Source organism: Enterococcus sp. 10F3_DIV0382 (genome assembly GCF_002140245.1).
In the GTDB taxonomy this organism is placed as follows: Bacteria; Bacillota; Bacilli; order Lactobacillales; family Enterococcaceae; genus Enterococcus_B; species Enterococcus_B lactis.
The window spans coordinates 2,050,182-2,055,685 of record NZ_NGMF01000001.1 but is presented as its reverse complement, the minus strand read 5'-3'; the positions used below and the strand labels follow the sequence as shown (position 1 = coordinate 2,055,685).

The 5,504-nt window shown below is 33.4% G+C and carries 3 protein-coding genes and 2 pseudogenes; 4 read left to right on the top strand and 1 reads right to left on the bottom strand.

Features of this window, described 5'->3' with window-relative positions; all coding sequences use genetic code 11:
- The 4 genes and pseudogenes from A5849_RS15060 to A5849_RS10300 all read left to right on the top strand — a co-directional run.
- Positions 1-231, top strand: a pseudogene (locus A5849_RS15060) (transcriptional regulator); the annotation flags it as partial.
- 165 nt (positions 232-396) lie between these two features.
- Entirely contained in the window at positions 397-1,056 is a 660-nt protein-coding gene (locus A5849_RS10315; protein ID WP_086310076.1) for a WxL domain-containing protein, read from the top strand.
- Entirely contained in the window at positions 1,043-2,077 is a 1,035-nt protein-coding gene (locus A5849_RS10310; RefSeq protein ID WP_086310075.1) for a DUF916 and DUF3324 domain-containing protein, read from the top strand. Before A5849_RS10315 ends, A5849_RS10310 begins: the two co-directional genes overlap by 14 nt.
- 86 nt (positions 2,078-2,163) lie before the next feature.
- Entirely contained in the window at positions 2,164-4,569 is a 2,406-nt protein-coding gene (locus A5849_RS10300) for an LPXTG cell wall anchor domain-containing protein (RefSeq protein ID WP_241694617.1), read from the top strand.
- Positions 4,570-4,700: 131 nt separating this feature from the next.
- On the opposite strand, the pseudogene A5849_RS10295 reads toward A5849_RS10300, so the two are convergent.
- A pseudogene (locus tag A5849_RS10295) lies at positions 4,701-5,504 on the bottom strand (RNA polymerase subunit sigma-54); the annotation flags it as partial.

The following is a 5,504-nucleotide window of genomic DNA, read 5'->3' as shown; positions in this document are numbered from 1 at the left end:
GATTTACACCATACGCATCGGTTATGGTTAATGAATAAAATTAATCTGTATTTTGGGCATTCTTATGTTTTTGCTTTTTATGATTACAGGACAAATATAACTGAAGTAGATTTGGTTATTTCTAATTACTACATCAACACTGGAAAAACGCCATTACTATTAATGAAAAATATACCTACCGAAAGAAACTGGCGTTTGTTCGAGAAAACGATTTATCAATTAAAAAAATAAAAAAGCTAGTTATTCTGTTAAGGATAGCTAGTTTTTTTGATTAAATTCTCTAGTTTATTTTCTTTCTTTATTTGGGAAAATAGTTGAACTAGATAAAAAGTACTGGATATGTCAAAATTATTTTAGATCAAATTAGATCTATTATTATTTAGGAGGAATTATAAAATGAAAAAAACAATGATCACAACTGCTGCGTTAGGTTTGTTAGCAGTAACTGCTTCGGGAAGTATGGTTTCTGCAGATATGATATCAGGGACAACTAATAAGACAGACGTTACTTTGACGGAAGGATCTGGAACAGATGTCACACCAGTTGTGCCAGATGACACACACGATGATGATCCAAGTACAGGAGACGTTGGTTCTTTATCGATTCCATTTGCATCTAATATCACATTTGGTAAACAAGAAATCCAACAAGGAGATACGGATTACTATGCATTGAATAAAAAACCGTATGTACAAGTAAACGATACTCGTGGAGGAGCAAAAGGCTGGACATTGGGAGTTACCATTTCTCCATTTATTGGAGAAAATGGGAAAGAGTTAACTGGTGCGAAGATGTCTTTGACAAATGGCCGGGTAGTAACTAAAGACAATACTTCTGAAGCTCCTAAATTAGCCAATCAAACATTTGATTTAAATGAAGTTTATCAAGACGTGATGCTTGCTAAAGAAGGACAGGGAGCTGGAGCTTTTGCTGCAGTTTTTGAAGGAAAAGATGGACATAATGAAAACGTGAAGCTTCATGTACCACGTGCTGGGGTAGAGGCACAAAGCTATACAGCTGACTTGACTTGGGTGTTGTCTGATGCTCCAGCATAATGTCCGAAAAGGGTGGGGGAGAAGCTTTCCCCTCTTTTTTGTTGGTATAGCATTCTTTGCTTTATTCTATTTGTCTACAAACATATTCGCAGATTCAAACAAGGTATCTTTTGATGCACAAGCTATTTTACCAGATAATCAGCAGTCAGAAGCAAGTTATTATGATCTAAAGGTGACACCTGGCGCCACACAAGATTTATCACTAAAATTGAAAAACACTACTGCCAAACAAATAAAAGTAGTGGTAGAGGCCAATAATGCTTGTACTAATAAAAATGGAGCAATCGATTATTCTAACCATGAGGCTAAGTTATTGGGAAAACCTGTATTCCAAGATTTAATTTCTAAATCACAGACGATCACATTGAAGCCTTCTGAGGAACGTGATGTGACCTTTCAATTGAAAATCCCAGAGAAAGGTTTTGAAGGAACCATTTTAGGAGGATTTTATTGCTATGAAGATACAAAAGGAAAAGAAGAAAAAAATGAAGGTTTTAGTCTAAAGAATAAGTTTGCATATACAATCGGTGTAAAGCTAGTTTGTTCAGATAAAAAAGTGGAACCAGGATTTGCTTTAACGAAGGTTAAACCTGGATTAGAGAATGGCTATTTGACTCTTTTTGCCAATTTAGAAGATTCGGAGCCGGTGCTTAAAAGCAAAATGGATCTACATGCAGTTATCAAGAAAAAAGGGGAAAAGGAAGCGTTACATGAATTCAACCAAAAAGTGTCTTTTGCACCACGCACACAATTTCAGATTCCTTTTAATTTGAATAATGAGCCACTGAAAAAAGGAACCTATGAATTAAGTATTCAGTTAAAAGATGATTCAGGTAAAAAATGGTCTCTCTATAAAGAGTTCGAAATTAAAGGGGACGACGAAACGCTCAACAAAGATGCAGTGGAAGTAAATAAAGAAAATAAGGATTATTCTTTATTCTATATTCTTTTAGTTCTTTGTTTGATCATTATCATCAGTTTAATTGGGTATATTACTAAGTTACGACGAAAAAATCCATAAAAGTATTCGAATCATTTTTTAAGATTGTGAAGTGGGGAAACGATCTTAAAAAATGTGTGAATAATTCATATATATAATAGACAAAAATGAAAAAAATTTTAACAATTATTTGCCTGGGATTGCTGATTGGGGCGGCAATCCCAGTGTCTGCATCAGCTGATGATCAAACAACTAGTAGGGTAGGAATTACATTTTATCAGTCTAGTGACAAAGTGATACCTATGAATAAAATAGTTGTTTCTGACAATTTAGATAAGATTTCATCAAGAAAAGATAACCGACTGTTGCCTAAAACAAGTGAAGAACAGAATCGATTTATCGGTATAATAGGTATAAGTTTTTTATTGATTATTTCGTTATTTTATTCTTTAAAAAGACGTATTGTTACGGAGAAAAAAATGAAAAATAGTAAAAAGTTTATAGCATTATTATTTATTTTTGGTGGAATTTTATTTTTTGCTTCTCGAAAGGTAGAAGCTGCTCCGAGACCCTTAACTGATTTAGGATATTTTCATTGGGCAAACCAGTCAAAAACACCAGCAGATAATACATTTATCATGCATCACGGGCAACAAACTGAAGTGGTACCGATTTCTGGTAAAGTTTACGAACATTACTTAACAGTGGATAAAAGTACTAATGTAAGTAGTTGTCTAGTTAAAAATGTAGGATATTATCATGGTGAACAGATTAATTTAAAAGTTACCATAGAAAGAAATAAAGACAATTTGGCAGGTGGTTCTCTCTTCTTTTCAGAAAGCTTTTTTCTGGGTATTGATATTGATGGTGAAATGATAGTAACCTATGAATTTCTAAATCAAAACAATGAGCCAATAACAGTAGAGACTGCTTTTAATTATTATGGCTTAAATCCTAATAAGTATATTGGTTTTTTATCTCCAAGTACTGTGATCAAGGGATTGTATGCTAATAATCCTACTCATATTTTGTATGATACTTGGGATGGCGGAGCAAATGATTACTGGGTGTATTTTAAAAATATAACGAGAGGGATTCCGTGGCGTGATCCGAAACAAGATCTAGAATTAACCACTAATCCTATTAATAAAGTGAGTTTTGTTGTTCACAATAATGATGCCACCACTTCATCGGTAGGTTATGTCACGGACTTCTTAGCTGAACCAGAGTTTCCTGTAGCTTACGGAGTAGATTCTTCATTTGAGAAAGCAAATCAGGACATTTATTTAAGAGCACAGCAAACGATTCCTAATATAGAAAAATGGGAAAAAAATAAATCAATGGAGTTATGTTTTAATTTACAAAAAATTTATTCGACCCATCAATATTCTTTTAAGGAAGCAAAAGTAACTAATCTCAATGGTGATGATTTAACAGACTTGTTTAAAATAAGCAATGAACCAAACGGTAATGTCGCTTTAGTGATAAACAATTTAAATGACAAACGTTTATATGATACGGTATTGCTATATGATATTAAACTAAACTGGAAAGGAACGGATTATCCTGTAGACATCGGTCTGATTAAAGATGAAAAGTTACCATTACCATTCGACATAAAGACATTGCTCAATGATCAACCACTAGGAGAACAATCAGGGAAAAGTTCTGTAAATTACAAAGGTAAAATAATCATTCCTTTTCTTGATGAGAAAGATAATATCTTACAATCGCCTTTAGTCAAAGAGGGAATCGTCACCACTCCGTATGATGTTTCAAAAGATTATCCTGAAATAAAAGGATATTATCCTATAAAAAACAGTTCCAAAGATACAGGAATTTATTTACCAGATGAACAGACGATTGTTCATAGGTATAAGAAAGGCAAGTCCATACAATTTGAATTACTAGATAAAGAAGATCCCTTATACGTATCTCGCTTCACTAAAGATAGAGAAATTACGTTTGATTTTTCACATAAAGCTAACGAAAAGATTTATTTGATGGCTAAATGTGGGAAAGAAGAAATAACTTTGGAAAAATATTCTGAAGCGGCTGAAACAGTAAAGAATCGTACTTTCCATTTTAAAGCACCAGAAAAATGGTTGGGTCAACAAGTCGCATTTTATTTAAAAGATGAAGAAGGCTGTGTTTCTCAAGAGGAAGTAAGAACGATTCAAACGGAACCAAGTCCCCAACTCACACTTCCTGAAGATATTAACTTTGGAGTGAAAGAAATACCATCCATGAATACTGTTTCTTCGCTAGAAGAAGGAAATATTTTTAAAGTAGAAGACAATAGTAAATTAGATAAGAGCTTGTGGACCATTAAACTGTCTGAAGAAACCCCATTAATGAATAGCCAAGGTGATAAACTTAATGACCGATTATCTTTTACGACGTATGAGGGGAAAGAAGTTCATCTAAATTCTACGGAACAAGTTATTTGGCAAGATAGTGGGAATGCAAAAGTCGATCTATCTGATAAACTGCATTTGAAACTACAGCCTTCGGATAACGTAGGCATCTACAGTGGTATATTAAAATGGAATTTTGAAGATGCGCCAAATTAAAATAAGGGCGAGCTGGATGAGGAAAACGGGTATATAGCGTTTAAGAAGTCCATGCATTGAATATGTATGGAAATCTTCATGCTATCATCAATGTATAAATGCTTTGCAGTATTATTCTATTACCATCTCTGTTAAACCTGTCTCTTATACACATCTAGATGTGTATAAGAGACAAGTGCATAAGAGGTAGTTAAATTATTAATAACTAATAATTCTCCTAAAATTTGAGGCTTCAAGCTCTTATATAAATGAGTTAATGAGCCCATATCCACAAGCATGATCACTCCTTCAGATGTATCTCTTTCTGAAAGCCAATCATTAACTTTTGTGATAATATCTCTAGCAGAAGATGATAAAGGCATATTGATAGCATCAAAAACGTAATCTCCACACATTTTATTTGCCACAGCTTGAATACTACTAGCAGTCGCATTTCCATGAGCTACTAGTAATGCTTGGTAACGGATGTCTTCTGAGACCTTGCCGATCAGCATTACACCTAAGAAGAAAGTAACAAAGGGGCGAATTTCTAGAGGAAGCTCTCTTGTGAGATTAGTAGTTAAAAGTATAGTTCTAGGATACTGTTTTGATAGTAGATGTATTTTTTCTTTTAAATTTTTTTCTGGTAGTTTTCCTTTTAAGATTTGTAGTAACCTACAAACAATTTCAAGGGGTTCTAGCGTCATCGCTTCATTGTCGATGATTCTACGATTTTGTTTTTGGATGCTTGTTTTCATACTTAAAGACAAACTATCATTTGACAAAGTCACTACATTTTCTAAGTATTGACTATCAAATTTTTGTAATTTTTCTTTTAATTCAGCAAATTCATTTATATCTAATATAGGCATCAGTCTCTCTGCAAAAATCTGGTATTCCTCAATAGATGGACTAGATGTAGAGGGGTAAGTTATTTTAACTGTTGTTTTCTTATC

Coding starts and splice junctions, on each gene's coding strand:
- A5849_RS10315 (WP_086310076.1), top strand. CDS start 397: ATGAAAAAAACAATGATCACAACTGCTGCGTTAGGTTTGTTAGCAGTA.
- A5849_RS10300 (WP_241694617.1), top strand. CDS start 2,164: ATGAAAAAAATTTTAACAATTATTTGCCTGGGATTGCTGATTGGGGCG.
- A5849_RS10310 (WP_086310075.1), top strand. CDS start 1,043: ATGCTCCAGCATAATGTCCGAAAAGGGTGGGGGAGAAGCTTTCCCCTC.